Genomic DNA, 12,965 nt, shown 5'->3' on the forward strand with positions numbered 1-12,965 from the left:
GCGCCATGAACTTCGTCAACATCACGCTCAACGGCGAACCCCGCCAGCTTCCGCAAAGTGCCACCGTGCTGGACCTGCTTCAGGCCGAACACCTCACCGAGCGCCGGGTGGCGGTGGAGGTGAATGCCGAAATCGTTACCCGCAGCCTGCACGCGACCCACGTGCTTGAGGACGACGACGTGGTCGAGATCGTGCACGCGTTGGGCGGCGGGTGACGATTCACGGTCCGCGTGGGCCGGCCAACGGCCGGCGCTACCGGGTCTGTGCGGCAGTGGGCTGTGTGATAATTCGCTTATGACTGCTCATTCTTCCCCCGATTCGCTGGTGATCGCCGGCAAGACCTACGCTTCCCGGCTGCTGACCGGGACCGGCAAGTTCAAGGACCTGGACGAAACCCGCATCGCCACCGAGGCGGCCGGGGCCCAGATCGTGACCGTGGCGATCCGCCGCACGAACATCGGGCAGAACCCGGGCGAACCGAACCTGCTGGATGTGCTGCCGCCAGACCGCTACACCATCCTGCCCAACACCGCCGGCTGCTACACCGCCGAAGACGCGGTGCGTACCTGCCGGCTGGCGCGCGAACTGCTCGATGGCCACAACCTGACCAAGCTGGAAGTGCTGGGCGACCAGAAGACGCTGTACCCGGACGTGGTGCAGACCCTCAAGGCCGCCGAAACGCTGGTCAAGGACGGCTTCGAGGTGATGGTCTACACCTCCGATGACCCGATCCTGGCCAAGCGGCTGGAAGAGATCGGCTGCGTGGCGGTGATGCCGCTGGCCGCACCGATCGGTTCGGGGCTGGGCATCCAGAACAGGTACAACCTGCTGGAAATCATCGAAAGCGCCAAGGTGCCGATCATCGTCGATGCCGGCGTGGGCACCGCGTCGGATGCGGCCATTGCGATGGAGCTGGGCTGCGACGGCGTGCTCATGAACACTGCCATTGCCGGCGCGCGCAACCCGGTGTTGATGGCCAGCGCGATGCGCAAGGCGGTTGAAGCCGGGCGCGAGGCGTTCCTGGCCGGGCGCATTCCGCGCAAGCGCTATGCGAGCGCGTCTTCGCCGGTGGACGGGTTGATCGGCTGATGACCAATCCCTTCGACAGCGCGGGCGCCAAGGCGCCGCCCAAACCCTTCACCGTCACCGAAGGCCGTCGCGAGGTGCGCAGCTTCGTGCTGCGCCAGGGTCGCTTCACTCCCGCCCAGCAGCGCGCGTTCGACGACCGCTGGCCGCGTTTCGGGCTGGACTTCACCGGCGAGCCGCGCGACCTGGATGCCACCTTCGGGCGCGATGCGCTGAAGGTGCTGGAGATCGGCTTCGGCAACGGCGCCGCGCTGCGCTTTGCCGCGCAGCAGGATCCGAGCCGCGATTACATCGGGCTGGAAGTGCACGCCCCCGGCGTGGGCCGCCTGCTCAATGCACTGGCCGACGACAACGCCGACCACGTGCGCCTGTACCACCACGATGCGGTGGAGGTGCTGGAAAAGGAAATCGCCGATGGCGCGCTGGATGAAGTGCGCATCTATTTCCCGGACCCGTGGCACAAGAAGCGCCACAACAAGCGCCGCCTGATCCAGCCGGCGTTTGCGGAACTGCTGGTGCGCAAGCTGCGCGTGGGTGGCCGGCTGCACTGCGCCACTGACTGGGAGGACTATGCCGAGCAGATGTGGGAGGTGCTGGACGCCACCCCGGGGCTGGTCAACCGTGCCGGTCCGCGCGGGCAGGTGGAGCGGCCGGAGTGGCGGCCGCAGACGCACTTCGAAACCCGCGGCCAGAAACTGGGTCACGGGGTGTGGGACCTGTTGTACGACCGTACCTGATCCCTATCCAAGGAACCGCGTTACCCCATGGACACCACGCTGACGCTGACCACCGACATGAAGCTCGTCCTGGGGCTGGTCGGCTTCACGATGGCGATGTTCCTGTTCGAGCGCATCCGCGCCGACGTGGTGGCGCTGGTGGTGCTGGTGGTGCTGGGCGTGACCGGCCTGATCGCGCCGGAAGAAATCTTCGGCGGCTTCTCGGGTAACGCGGTGATGAGCATCATCGCCACCACCATCCTCGGTGCCGGCCTGGACCGCACCGGGGCGCTGAACCGGCTGGCGGCGTGGCTGCTGCGGCGCGGGCATGGCGTTGAGACGCGGCTGTTGATGATGACCACGGCCATTGCCGGGTTGAATTCGTCGTTCATGCAGAACCCATCGGTGATGGCACTGTACCTGCCGGTGGCCTCGCGGCTGGTGGCGCGCACCGGGCTGACCCTGCAGCGCCTGCTGCTGCCGATTGCCGCGGCGATCGTGATGGGCGGCGCGCTGACCATGGTCGGCAATTCGCCGCTGATCCTGCTCAACGATCTGCTGGCCTCGGCCAACAACAATCTTCCTTCGGGCCTGGCCACGATCGAACCGCTGCGCATGTTCGCGCCGCTGCCAATCGGCCTGGCGCTGCTGGCCGCGTCGCTTCTGTACTTCCGCTACTTCGGCGACCGCAAGCTGGTGGAAGAAGAAACGCTGGCCAACGACGGCGTCACCCCGGCCCGCACGGAAAGCTACTTCGCCAAGACCTACGGGATCGAGGGCGATGTGTTCGAGCTGGTGGTCAGCGCCGAAAGCCCGCTGGTGGGCATGACCCTGGGCGAGGCCGAGAACCTGCACGATGCGCCGCTGATGCTGGCGCTCAAGACCGGCAATGACACCCGGCTGGCACCGCCGGCGGAAATGCGGATCTGGGTGGGCAGCGTGCTGGGCGTGATGGGCAGCCGCCAGCAGGTAGGCGATTTCGCCCAGAACCAGTTCCTGCGCATGTCCTCGCGGCTGAAGCACCTGGGCGACCTGTTCAACCCCAGCCGCGCGGGCATTTCCGAGGCGGTGATTCCGCCCACCTCCGAGGTGATCGGCAAGAGCGCCTCGGACCTGCGCCTGCGCAAGCAGCGCGGCATCAGCCTGCTGGCGATCAACCGCGACAAGCAGGTGATCCGCGAGGACGTGCGCAACGTGCCGCTGCGCGCCGGCGACATGCTGGTGTTCCACAGCATCTGGACCGACCTGGCCCAGGCCGCCAAGAGCCGCGACTTCGTGGTGGTCACCGATTACCCAAAGGGCGAACAGCGCCCGCACAAGTTCAAGATCGCCATGTCGATCTTCGCCATCACGATCCTGATCGCGCTGACCTCGAAGCTGCCGGTGGCATTGACCCTGATGACCGGCGTGGCCGGCATGCTGCTCACCGGCGTGCTGCGCATGGATGAGGCATATGCCTCGATCAACTGGAAGACGGTGTTCATGATGGCCGGGCTGATTCCGCTCGGCTGGGCGATGGACAGCAGCGGCGCGGCGGCCTGGGTGGCCGGGCACACCATCGACCGCCTGCCTACCGGCATTCCGGTGTGGGTGCTGGAGATCGCGCTGGCGCTTCTGACCACGGTGTTTTCGCTGGTAATCAGCCATGTAGGCGCGACCATCGTGATGGTGCCCATTGCAGTGAACCTGGCGCTGGCGGCCGGAGGCAGCCCGACCGCGTTCGCGCTGATCGTGGCGCTGTCGGCGTCCAACAACCTGATGACCGCTTCAAACCCGGTGATTTCGATGATCACCGGACCGGCCAACTACACCCCGCGCGAGTTGTGGCGGGTGGGCGCGCCGTTGTCGTTGATCTACACCATCGTGGTGGTGGCGATGATCAACCTGATGTTCTGAGTGGTGTACCGACCAACGGTCGGTACCTACCGGTAGATGCCGACCGTTGGTCGGCATGGAACGGGTAGATGCCGACCGTTGGTCGGCATGCCTCACGCGAGGAAAACCTGCCCGTCCCGCACTTCCAGCGCCACGCTCCGCAACCGGTCGCCCTTGCACGGGCCCGCTACGCATTCGCCATCGGTCAGCGAGAACGATGCGCCGTGCGCGGCGCAGACCAGCTCGCCGGCCTTGCTCTTGAGGAACTGGCCCGGCGCCCAATCCAGCCGGCGCCCGGCGTGGGGGCAGATGTTGAGCCAGCCGCGCACATCGTCGCCGTCGCGGTACAGCACCAGCGACTCGTGGTCGCCGTCAATGCATCCCTCCACCTCGGCAAATCCCCCGTCGACAATACGTTCCAGGGCGATCAGGGCAGTTGCGGAGGCATCGGAAACAGACATGGAAACAGCATCCAGGGCACGGTGCGCGATTGTCTCACGCCCTCATCTGGCTGGCTCTGCGATGAACACAAGTCATTGATTTCAAATAAACGCAGGCCCGGTTTAACGAGTTTTTCACTCAATGACAAAAGACTGCCGGGATACTGACATCTCGCTGACTTCAGCCAAAGAACCGCCATGTACAACCGCTTCCAGTTCAACCAGTTCCGCTCCCTGTTTGCGCCGCGCAAGCCGCGCCATCCGTTGGTGCGCGTTGCGGTGGGCCTGTTGGGTCTGGCGATCCTGGCCGCCCTGGTGTTCGTGGGTGTGTTCGTGGGCGCGGCGATGATCATCGCCGGCGTGGCGTGGAAGCTGCTGGCTTCGCGGAAGCAGGCCGCGCGTGCGGCCGATCCGCAGGTGGTGGAAGGTGAGTACCGCGTGGTGCGCAAGCAGGCGTTGCCGCTGTCGCGTTGAGTGGGTTTGGCCGGTTTGCCGGGTTTGGCTGGGTTGCCGACTAACAGTCGGCACTACTCGATTTGCGGCGTGGCGGAATACACTCGTGCGACCCCTTCCCACAGGACGCGCGCATGTCTGATGTAATCCCGGCCCCCGAACAACCCCGCATTCCGGTCGCCGGTGGCGGTACGTTTCCAGTGCGCCGCATCTACTGTGTCGGCCGCAATTTCGCCGACCACGCCAAGGAAATGGGCGCGGCCGTGCCCGCCGCCGATGACCGCGGCCGCCCGATGTTCTTCAGCAAGCCGGCCGATGCGATCGTGGTTGGCCATGACGATGTGATCCCCTACCCGCCTTCCACCCAGGATCTTCACCACGAAGTGGAACTGGTGGTGGCGATCGGTCGTGACGCGCCTGCCGGCGAGCTGCCGCTCGACCAGGCCGAGGCGCTGGTGTTCGGCTACGGCGTAGGCCTGGACCTGACCCGCCGCGACCTGCAGGCCGCGGCCAAGGCCAAGGGCCACCCGTGGGATTCGGCCAAGGGGTTCGATCATTCCGCGCCGGTCAGCGAACTGGTGCCGGCCGGTGAAGTGGGCGATCTTGCCGCGCTCAACCTGTCGCTGGAAATCAATGGCGAAGTGCGCCAGCAGTCACTGCTGGACCAGATGATCTGGAACGTGCCGGAGATCCTGCACGAGCTGTCCAAGCTGTGGGCCCTGCGTGCGGGCGACCTGGTGTTCATGGGTACGCCGGCCGGCGTGGCCGCGCTGAAGCCGGGCGATCGTTTCAGCGCGCGCCTGGAAAACGTGGCCGAACGCCACGGCATCATCGCCGGATGACGACACGCGCCGCGTTACGCTGCGGCGACCTTTGCTATCCCCGCTACAGGAGAACCCGATGGGAATGCTGACTGAGTTCAAGGAATTTGCCATGCGTGGCAACGTCATCGACCTGGCGGTCGGTGTGGTCATCGGTGCTGCGTTCGGCAAGATCGTCACCGCGCTGGTGGACAAGATCATCATGCCGCCGCTGGGTTGGGCCATTGGCCGGGTGGACTTCTCCGAACTGGCGTGGACGCTGGCGCCGGCACGCGTGGCCGCCGATGGCACGGAGATCCCTGCCGTGGTGATCGGCTACGGCGATTTCCTCAATACGCTGGTGCAGTTCCTGATCGTGGCGTTTGCGATCTTCATGGTGGTCAAGGTGATCAACCGCCTGGCGCGCAAGAAGGAAGCGGCACCGGCGGCGCCGAAGGAAGAGATCGTGCTGCTGCGGGAGATCCGGGACAACCTGAAGCGGTAAAAGGCGTACCGACCAACGGTCGGTACCTACCTTTGCATGGCGTACCGACCAACGGTCGGTACCTACCTGGCATGGCGTACCGACCAACGGTCGGTACCTACCGCTCCGCGCCGGTAGGCGACGACCGTTGGTCGTCGCCCTGCCCCGCCGGTGGAATACAGCATCCGCCCAACCATGACCTCCCGCCCATGTGCGGCGCGGGCAGGCTGCTAAGCTCGGGGGCTTCCGCCCTGTTCCCCCCGGAGTCCGTCCCATGCGTCGCCGCGTCCTTGCCATCGCATCTTCCCTCGCCCTGCTGGCCGCCCCGGCGTTCGCGGCGACGGGCACCACCACCCTGCCGCCGAAATCGCTGGCCACCGCTGCTGAACTGCGCGAGCAGGCCCTGAAGGACGACACCGGCTGGAAGGTGGTCGAATCGCTGACGACCGAGATCGGCCCGCGCATTGCCGGCAGCGAGGCCGACGCCCGCGCGGTGGCCTGGGCCGAAGCCAAGTTCAAGGCACTGGGCTTTGACAAGGTGTGGAAAGAGCCGGTGACCTTCCCCAAGTGGGAACGCCGCAGTGAACACGCGCAGGTGGTGGGCAAGCATGCACAGCCGCTGAGCATCACCGCGCTGGGCGGCAGCCCGGGCGGTACGGTCGAGGCCGAGGTGGTGCGCTTCGCCGACCTGGCCGCGCTGCAGGCCGCGCCGGAAGGCTCGCTCAAGGGCAGGATCGCCTTCGTGGATTACCAGATGACCGCCTATCGCGACGGCCGCGACTACGGCAAGGGCGGCGCGGTGCGCAGCAAAGGCCCATCCGAGGCGATCCGCAAGGGTGCGGTGGGCTTCGTAATGCGTTCGGCCGGTACCGATTCGCACCGCGTGCCGCATACCGGCATCACCCGCTTCGATGACGGCCTGACCCCGGTGCCGTCGGCAGCGCTGTCGGTGCCCGATGCCAACCAGCTGGCGCGGCTGGTCGCGCTGGGGCCGACCAAGCTCAAGCTCAGCCTGGATTGCGGCTGGGATGGCACCGCCACCTCGTACAACGTGATCGGTGAGATCACCGGGCGCAGCCTGCCCAAGGAAGTGGTGGTCATTGGTGGCCACCTCGATTCCTGGGACCTGGGCACCGGCGCGATCGACGATGGCGCCGGCGTGGCGCTGACCATGGCCGCCGGCCACCTGATCGGCCAGCTCAAGCAGGCGCCCAAGCGCAGCATCCGCGTGGTGGCGTTCGCCAACGAGGAACAGGGTCTGTACGGCGGCAAGGCCTACGCCGAAGCGCATGCCAAGGACATCGTGCTGCACCAGCTGGCCGCCGAGAGCGACTTCGGTGCCGGCCGCATCTATGCGTTCAACACCGGTTCGCCGAACCCGGAAGGTTCGCGCGAGGCGACCGCCCAGATTGCCGAGGTGCTCAAGCCGCTGGGCATCGAGTACGCCCCGGACAAGGGTGGCCCGGGCCCCGATGTCGGCCCACTGGCCGCCAAGGGCGGCGCATGGGCATGGCTGGCGCAGGACGGAACCGACTACTTCAACCTGCACCACACCGCCGACGACACGCTGGACAAGATCGAACCGGCGGCGCTGGCGCAGAACGTGGCGGCGTACACGGTGTTCGCCTACCTGGCGGCCGAAGCCGATGGCAATTTCGGCAGTGAAGCCAAGGCGACCACCCCGCCGAACGAATAAGCGGATGATGGGGAAACCGGCGGTGTCTGCCGCCGGTTTCCGTTTCGGGTTACCGCAACCACACCGTGCTGGCCGGCAGCGTGATGTTGTCGGGGCGGTACACCGGGTCCTTTCCGGCACCGCGTGAGGCTTCGTAATCGCGCAGTGCGGCCAGGGCCGGCTTCTGCAACAGCAGCAGCGCGATGATGTTGAGCCAGGTCATCAGGCCCACGCCGATATCGCCCAGCGACCACGCCACCGTGGCGCTGTTCAACGCCGAATACAGCATGGCGCCCAGGAAGCCCAGCCGGAACAACGCCATCATCCACGGCGAGGTGCGGTTGCGCAGCAGGTAGACCACGTTGGTTTCGGCCGTGTAGTACAGCGCCAGGATGGTGGTGAAGGCAAACGGCAGGATCGCCAGGGCGATGAACGAACGCCCGAACCCGGGCAACGCCGATTCCACCGCCTGCTGCACGAACCGCGGCCCCGCTTCCAGCCCCGGTACGTTGGCCACGATCCACTGCGCCGGGGCGGCCGGGTCATGCACGTTGTAGGTGCCGGCCGACAGGATCAGGAAGGCGGTGGCGCTGCACACCACCATGGTGTCGATGTACACCGAACAGGCCTGTACCAGCCCCTGCTTCACCGGGTGCGAGACTTCCGCTGCGGCAGCGGGATGCGCACCGCTGCCCATGCCGGCTTCGTTGGACATCACGCCCCGGCGCACGCCCCACTGGATGGCCGTGCCGATCATGGCGCCGAACGCGGCGTCCTGGCCGAATGCACTGCGCAGGATGATGCTGAACATCTCCGGCACCGCATCCAGGTTCAGGGCCATCACCACGGCCGCCACCACCAGATAGCCCAGCGCCATGAACGGCACGATGACCTGGGCCACCTGTGCGATGCGCCGCACGCCGCCGAAGATCACCATCGCGACCACCGTGCCGATGCCGGCAGCGGTAACCCAGCCCGGTGCGCCCCATGCCTCGTCCAACGCGCTGACCATCGCGTTGGACTGCGTACCGGGCAGCAGCAGCCCGCAGCCGATCACCGTGCTGAGCGCGAACAGCACCGCGTACCAGCGTTTGCCCAGGCCTTTTTCGATGTAGTACGCCGGACCCCCCCGGTACATGCCGTTGCTGTCGCGCTGCTTGTAGATCTGCGCCAGGGTGGATTCGACGAACGCGCTGGAGGCACCGAGGAAGGCGACGATCCACATCCAGAAAATCGCACCCGGCCCGCCGTAGGCAATCGCCATCGCCACGCCGGCGATGTTGCCCACGCCAACGCGGCTGGACAGCGACAGGCTCAATGCCTGGAACGAGGACACGCCCGCCGCCGAACTGCGCCCCTGGAACATCAGCTTGAGCATCTCCGGCAGCCCGCGCAGCTGGATGAAGCGGGTGCGCACGCTGAAGTACAGGCCCACCAGCAGGCACAGCCCGACCAGCGCCGGACTCCAGACGATGCCCAGCAGGCGGGCGACGATCTCATCGAGGCCCATCAGAAGAACATGCCCAAGGCGACCTGCGGATTGATGTAGCTGCCGGTATTGCGGCCCGCGACCGTGAACTCCGCGCCGGCAATCAGCCCGACGCTGGGACTGAAGTGGTACTGCACCGCCGGTGCGAGGGTGACGTTGCGGCTGCCGGGGCGACGTTCATCGATGCGCAGCATGGTGCCGTCGGCAGCGGGCGCGTAGCCGCTCAGGTGACGGTCGCTCTGGCGGCTGACGGCGAACTCGAATACGCCCACCCACTTCGAGTTGAAGCTGTACTCACCGGCTGCGGAAAGGCCGATCAGCGAACCCGGCGCGATGTTGCCGCGGAAGCCATCCGGGGTGCCGTACACGCTGTGGTCGTTGATCGCCACGCGCGCCGGTGCCGGGCTGGCGCTGAGCTGGCCACGCCAGCGCAGCGGGCGACCGTTGGGCAGCCACACCACCTGCTGCATGCCGAGCCCGAAGGTGGTGCGCTGCACGCCGTCGCCCTGGGCATTGAGCGGGTTGCCATCGATGCGGTCATAGCTGCCGGTGGCGTAGCGCTGGCTCAGCGACACCGAAATGGCCGGGCGGGTGCCGTCTTCGTTCGGCGCCTGCAGCAGGTACTGCACCATGGCGGTGGTATCGCCGGCGCGGAAGCCGCGGCTGCGCTCGCTGCCGGTCTCGGCGCGCGAGGCGCTGAGGTTGACCTGCGCGGTCACGCGCTGACCCAGGCCGTAGGCGATCGGCACCACGGTCAGCCACGCGGCGCTGCGGCCGTCGCTGTCATGCCGGCGGCCGTCGCCGTCGAAGTAGCGGTCGCTGTCGATGCGGATCAGGTACGGCTCGATGAAGAGATTGCCTTTGGGCATGCCGGCCGGATTGGGGGTGATCAGCGGCCCCATGAAATTGACGCCGTCCAGCGAGTGCTCGGCAGCCTGGGCGGCAGCGGGCAGCAGGCCGGCGATCAGGGCGAAGGAAATCGGGCGCAGGGAACGCAGCGCATCGAATGTCATGGAATGCCTCCTTGGTGACAGAGTGATGCGGCAGGCCAATCCGCCGCACCGGCAATCTGCACAGGAAGTCATCTCGGAAAAATCGGTAAATCACGCGAATCTTGCGTTCTGTGCGCGGGCGCACGCACGAAAATGCCTATCACGCCAACGGCGTTTTTCAGCGGATGCCCGGCAGGAAACGCGCTTCCGGATTTGCATCACGCGCGGCCCGAAGCGTCACTGCGCGCACACGTTGCAAGCCCCTTTGCGCAGGCCCGGAATGTCGCATTCCGCCCCCGCGCACCGCGAAAGCACATAAAAAAAGCCCGGCCAAGCGGCCGGGCTACCGGGATTCGTCACACCCCACGCGGTGAGCGCCACGGAACAGACCGTGATCCGGACAACGGCGCCGCACTGGGTGGGTGTCTCTCCTCACCTACACAGTACGGCGCCGCGTTGCACTGTGACGCAGCAAGAACGCGGCGCACCATGCGAAAAATCCGAATCCACCGTAGGCACGACTCCTTTGGAGAAGTCGATCACATCACGCAGGGCAGCGCGCAAGCGTTACCCGAAGTTACCGCTGTGCATACCAGTGCGACAGCAACACGGCGGTGGCCGATGCCACGTTGAGGCTTTCCACTGCACCACTGCCGGGAATGGATACCTGCAGGTCGCAGGTCTGCGCCAACGCACGGTCCATGCCCTCGCCTTCGGCGCCCATCACATACACCAGCCGCGCCGGCAAGGTGGCCTTGAACAGGTCCGCGCCGCCTTCCACCAGCGTGGCGGCCAGACCGAAGCCGGCGGCACGCAGTGCTTCCATTGCCTGCGGCAGGGCCGGCAGGCGCACCAGCGGCACCGCTTCGGCGCCGCCTTCAGCAACACGCGCCGCCGCACCGGACAACGCCAGCGTGGAATCGGGCGGCAGCAGCAGCCCGGCCACGCCGAAGTGCGCCGCCGAACGCAGGATGGCGCCGAAGTTGTGCGGGTTGCCCACGCCATCCAGCCACAGCGCCAGCGCCGGCTTGTCGGCCGGCAGGCCGGCCAGCCACTCGCCCAGTTCCAGCATCGGGGCGCGCAGCACGTCGGCCACCACGCCTTCGTGGTGGGTGGTGGCGGCGAGCTTGTTGAGGTCACCCTCTTCCACCACGCGATAGCCGACGCGGTTGGCCACGCACCACTTCAACAGCGGCTGCAACCGCGGGATCAGCGCCTCGGCCAGGTACAGCTTGCGCAGCGCCTGCGGGCGGCGCTCGAACAGCGCCTGCACGGCATTCCAGCCGTACAGGCGCAGCTCGTCGTTGCCGCGCCCCGGTGGTGGCGGGGTGCCGCCTTCGCGCGGCGGCAGCGGGGTGGCCCGCGGCGGTCGCGAGGAGGGGCGGCGGGCATTTTTCCAGGGATCATTCACTACGGGACTGCTCCAGCTTGCGGTGACGCCAGAAATCGGCGTTCTTGATGCCCAGGGCATCGGGGTCGAAGGTCGGATCCAGGCCGAGCTTCTTCTGGCGCTCGTAATCGCGCAGGGCGATCAGGGCCGGCTTCTGCACGATCAGGATCGCGACGATGTTCAACCACGCCATCAGGCCCACGCCGATGTCGCCCAGCGCCCACGCCATCTTGGCGTTGTGGAAGGCGCCGAACACCACCATGCCGATGATGCCCAGGCGCAGCGCCAGCACGGTGAGCGGGCGCTTGCGGTTGTGGTTGAGGTAGCTGAGGTTGGTTTCGGCCATGTAGTAATAGGCCATGATCGTGGTGAAGGCGAAGAAGAAGATCGCGATGGCCACGAAGCCCGAGCCCCAGCCCGGCAGCACGGTTTCCACCGCAGCCTGTGCGTAGCCCGCGCCTTCGGCCACACCGGCCAGGCCGGCGAACACCGGCTCGGCGCCCGGCGTGGGCGAGTACACGTTGTAGGTGCCGGCCGCCAGGATCAGGAAGGCGGTGGCGGTGCACACCATCATGGTGTCGAAGTAGATGGCGAAGGCCTGCACGTAGCCCTGCTTGGCCGGGTGCGAGACCTCCGAGGCCGCAGCCGCGTGCGGGCCGGTACCTTGGCCCGCTTCGTTGGCGTAGATGCCGCGCTTGACGCCCCACTCCACCGCCAGGCCCATCATCGCGCCGAACGCGGCGTGGGCGCCGAAGGCGCTGCTGAACACGGTACGGAACATGTCCGGCACGCGCTCATAGTTGAGGATCATGATGACGATGGCCATCAGGATGAAGCCGGCGGCCATGAACGGCACCACCACTTCGGCGAAGTTGGCGATGCGCTTGACGCCGCCGAAGATCACCACGCCCAGCAGCAGGGCCACGACGATGCCGATGCCCAGCTTGAGCGCCTGCACCGATTCCATGCCCATGAACTGGCCGTCCAGCGGTCCGCACAGGGCGCCGCCACGGCAGGAGTTGATGATGCTGTCGGCGATCGCATTGGCCTGGACGCCCGGCATCAGGAAACCGGCAGCCACGATCGTGGCCATGGCGAAGGCCATTGCGTACCACTTCAGGCCCATGGCCTTTTCGATGTAGTACGCCGGGCCACCCCGGTAGCGGCCGTCGGCATCCTTGGTCTTGTAGATCTGCGCCAGGGTGCACTCGACATACGAGGTGGACGCCCCAAGGAAGCCCATCACCCACATCCAGAAGATCGCACCGGGGCCGCCGAAGGCGATGGCGGTGGCCACGCCGGCGATGTTGCCGATGCCCATGCGGCCGGCCATGGACATGGCCAGGGCCTGGAACGAGGACACGCCGGCGTCGGACTTTTCGCCCTGCACGGTGAGCCGGCACATTTCGAAGAAGCCACGCAGCTGCATGAAGCGGGTGCGCACGCTGAAGAACAGGCCGGCCGCCAGGCACAGGAAGATCAGTGCCTTGCTCCAGATGATGCCATTGATGAATTCAACTACTGCTTCCACGCGCTCTCTCCAGTCGGCGGAAAATGAAGGACGT

13 protein-coding genes are annotated in these 12,965 nt (G+C 66.6%); 8 read left to right on the forward strand and 5 right to left on the reverse strand.

Annotated features, from left to right (window positions below):
* The first annotated feature begins 5 nt into the window (after nt 1-5).
* The 4 genes from thiS to AC06E7_RS02620 all read left to right on the forward strand — a co-directional run bounded on the left by thiS (nt 6) and on the right by AC06E7_RS02620 (nt 3,698).
* Nucleotides 6-215: a sulfur carrier protein ThiS gene (thiS, locus tag AC06E7_RS02605; RefSeq protein WP_320457611.1), complete on the forward strand. Its 210-nt coding sequence runs from the start codon at nt 6-8 to the stop codon at nt 213-215.
* A gap of 79 nt (nt 216-294) precedes the next feature.
* Nucleotides 295-1,089: a thiazole synthase gene (locus AC06E7_RS02610; protein ID WP_068853829.1), complete on the forward strand. Its 795-nt coding sequence runs from the start codon at nt 295-297 to the stop codon at nt 1,087-1,089.
* Nucleotides 1,089-1,823, forward strand: coding sequence for a tRNA (guanosine(46)-N7)-methyltransferase TrmB (gene trmB / locus AC06E7_RS02615; protein WP_314101895.1), 735 nt, complete (start codon nt 1,089-1,091; stop codon nt 1,821-1,823). The genes AC06E7_RS02610 and trmB overlap by 1 nt, the downstream gene beginning before the upstream one ends.
* A gap of 27 nt (nt 1,824-1,850) precedes the next feature.
* Nucleotides 1,851-3,698: an SLC13 family permease gene (locus AC06E7_RS02620; protein ID WP_184126688.1), complete on the forward strand. Its 1,848-nt coding sequence runs from the start codon at nt 1,851-1,853 to the stop codon at nt 3,696-3,698.
* Nucleotides 3,699-3,790: 92 nt separating this feature from the next.
* On the opposite strand, the gene AC06E7_RS02625 is transcribed toward AC06E7_RS02620, so the two are convergent.
* Nucleotides 3,791-4,138: a Rieske (2Fe-2S) protein gene (locus AC06E7_RS02625; protein WP_478062849.1), complete on the reverse strand. Its 348-nt coding sequence runs from the start codon at nt 4,136-4,138 to the stop codon at nt 3,791-3,793.
* 177 nt (nt 4,139-4,315) lie between these two features.
* Between AC06E7_RS02625 and AC06E7_RS02630 the strand changes: the two genes are divergently transcribed.
* The 4 genes from AC06E7_RS02630 (at nt 4,316) to AC06E7_RS02645 (ending at nt 7,550) form a co-directional block, all read left to right on the forward strand.
* Nucleotides 4,316-4,591, forward strand: coding sequence for a hypothetical protein (locus AC06E7_RS02630; RefSeq protein WP_093533692.1), 276 nt, complete (start codon nt 4,316-4,318; stop codon nt 4,589-4,591).
* 113 nt (nt 4,592-4,704) lie between these two features.
* The gene (locus tag AC06E7_RS02635; RefSeq protein WP_093533691.1) at nt 4,705-5,412 is read left to right on the forward strand and encodes a fumarylacetoacetate hydrolase family protein; all 708 of its coding nucleotides are present in this window, start codon (nt 4,705-4,707) and stop codon (nt 5,410-5,412) included.
* 58 nt (nt 5,413-5,470) lie between these two features.
* Nucleotides 5,471-5,875, forward strand: coding sequence for a large-conductance mechanosensitive channel protein MscL (mscL, locus tag AC06E7_RS02640; protein ID WP_184126686.1), 405 nt, complete (start codon nt 5,471-5,473; stop codon nt 5,873-5,875).
* Between the two features lie 253 nt (nt 5,876-6,128).
* Entirely contained in the window at nt 6,129-7,550 is a 1,422-nt protein-coding gene (locus tag AC06E7_RS02645) for a M28 family peptidase (RefSeq protein WP_478062851.1), read from the forward strand.
* Nucleotides 7,551-7,599: 49 nt separating this feature from the next.
* Here AC06E7_RS02645 and AC06E7_RS02650 read toward each other — a convergent pair whose 3' ends face one another.
* The 4 genes from AC06E7_RS02650 to AC06E7_RS02665 form a co-directional block, all read right to left on the reverse strand.
* Nucleotides 7,600-9,039 (reverse strand): alanine/glycine:cation symporter family protein, encoded by a 1,440-nt coding sequence (locus AC06E7_RS02650; RefSeq protein WP_478062853.1) that lies wholly within the window; start codon nt 9,037-9,039, stop codon nt 7,600-7,602.
* Nucleotides 9,039-10,031 (reverse strand): hypothetical protein, encoded by a 993-nt coding sequence (locus AC06E7_RS02655; protein ID WP_478062855.1) that lies wholly within the window; start codon nt 10,029-10,031, stop codon nt 9,039-9,041. The genes AC06E7_RS02650 and AC06E7_RS02655 overlap by 1 nt, the downstream gene beginning before the upstream one ends.
* 556 nt (nt 10,032-10,587) lie before the next feature.
* Entirely contained in the window at nt 10,588-11,421 is an 834-nt protein-coding gene (locus AC06E7_RS02660; protein ID WP_478062857.1) for a TrmH family RNA methyltransferase, read from the reverse strand.
* Nucleotides 11,414-12,931 carry an amino acid carrier protein gene (locus AC06E7_RS02665; RefSeq protein WP_210130952.1) on the reverse strand — a complete coding sequence of 506 codons (1,518 nt, stop codon included), beginning with the start codon at nt 12,929-12,931 and terminating at the stop codon, nt 11,414-11,416. The genes AC06E7_RS02660 and AC06E7_RS02665 overlap by 8 nt, the downstream gene beginning before the upstream one ends.
* Nucleotides 12,932-12,965 lie beyond the last annotated feature (34 nt).

It is taken from the genome of Stenotrophomonas sp. Steno-Z4 (assembly GCF_056393145.1).